Here is a 1,265-nt window from a genome sequence, read left to right as displayed (position 1 = left end):
GGGTCTGCTGCACGAATAGGTGACATCTGAGTTGGCTTGCCCAGCGTGGGCAGGCTGGAAGGATGTCCCCATGGCAAGGCCCTACCCCCGTGAGTTCCGCGACGACGTCGTGCGCGTGGCCCGCAACCGCGATGACGGGGTGACGATCGAGCAGATCGCCACCGATTTCGGTGTCCATCCGATGACCTTGCACAAGTGGATGCGCCAGGCTGATATCGACGAAGGCGCCAAGCTTGGCAAGAGCACTGGCGAGTCTGCTGAGCTGCGTGAGGCGCGGCGGCGGATCAAACTGCTCGAGCAGGAGAACGAGGTCCTGCGCCGGGCCACGGCCTATCTGTCACAGGCCAACCTTCCGGGAAAAGGCTCTACCCGCTCGTAAGTGAGCTCGCCGCCGACGGGATCCCCGTCGCGGTGACGTGCCGGGTCCTCAAGCTCGCCCGCCAGCCGTACTACCGTTGGCGCGCCAATCCGATTACTGACGCGGAGATCATCGAGGCATATCGCGCCAACGCCCTGTTCGACGCCCACCGCGACGATCCCGAGTTCGGCTACCGCTACCTGGTCGAGGAGGCCCGCGACGCTGGCGAGACGATGGCCGAGCGCACCGCTTGGCGGATCTGCTCACAGCATCGGTTGTGGAGCGTGTTCGGCAAGAAGCGCGGCAAGAACGGCAAGGTCGGCCCGCCGGTGCACGATGATCTTGTCGAACGCGACTTCACCGCCGGTGGCCCAAATCAGCTGTGGCTCAGCGATATCACCGAACATCGCACCGACGAAGGCAAGCTCTACCTCTGTGCCATCAAGGACGTGTTCTCCAACCGCATCGTCGGATACTCGATCGACTCCCGGATGAAGTCCCGGCTGGCCACCACAGCGCTCAGTAGTGCGGTGGCACGCCGCGGTGATGTTGCCGGTTGCATTCTGCACTCCGATCGCGGATCTCAATTCAGGTCAAGGAGATTCGTGCACGCACTCGGCCGTTACGAGATGGTCGGATCGATGGGCCGCGTCGGCGCGGCCGGCGACAACGCCGCCATGGAGAGCTTCTTCGCCCTGCTCCAAAAGAACGTGCTCGATCGCCGCCGCTGGCGCACCCGAGAAGAGCTGCGGATCGCGATCGTCACCTGGATCGAACGCACCTACCATCGCCGCCGGCGCCAAGCCGGACTCGGGCGGTTGACCCCGATCGAGTTCGAAGCCATTATGACCACACCGGCCAGTCAGGCCGCGTGACCGAAACTGTCACCTGATCGTGCAGCAGACCC

The 1,265-nt window shown here is 64.2% G+C and carries 1 protein-coding gene; it reads left to right on the top strand.

Annotated features, from left to right (window positions below):
* Positions 1-70 precede the first annotated feature (70 nt).
* Positions 71-1,233 (top strand): IS3 family transposase gene (locus CRM90_RS29980; protein ID WP_102810453.1). Its coding sequence is split into 2 segments (ribosomal slippage): positions 71-355 and positions 358-1,233, totalling 1,161 coding nucleotides; the frame shifts between segments, so codons are not numbered across the junction.
* Positions 1,234-1,265 lie beyond the last annotated feature (32 nt).

This window comes from Mycobacterium sp. ENV421 (assembly GCF_002887815.1).
Taxonomy (GTDB): domain Bacteria; phylum Actinomycetota; class Actinomycetes; order Mycobacteriales; family Mycobacteriaceae; genus Mycobacterium.
The sequence above is the reverse complement of the archived record's forward strand: the minus strand, read 5'-3'. Positions and strand labels throughout refer to the sequence as shown.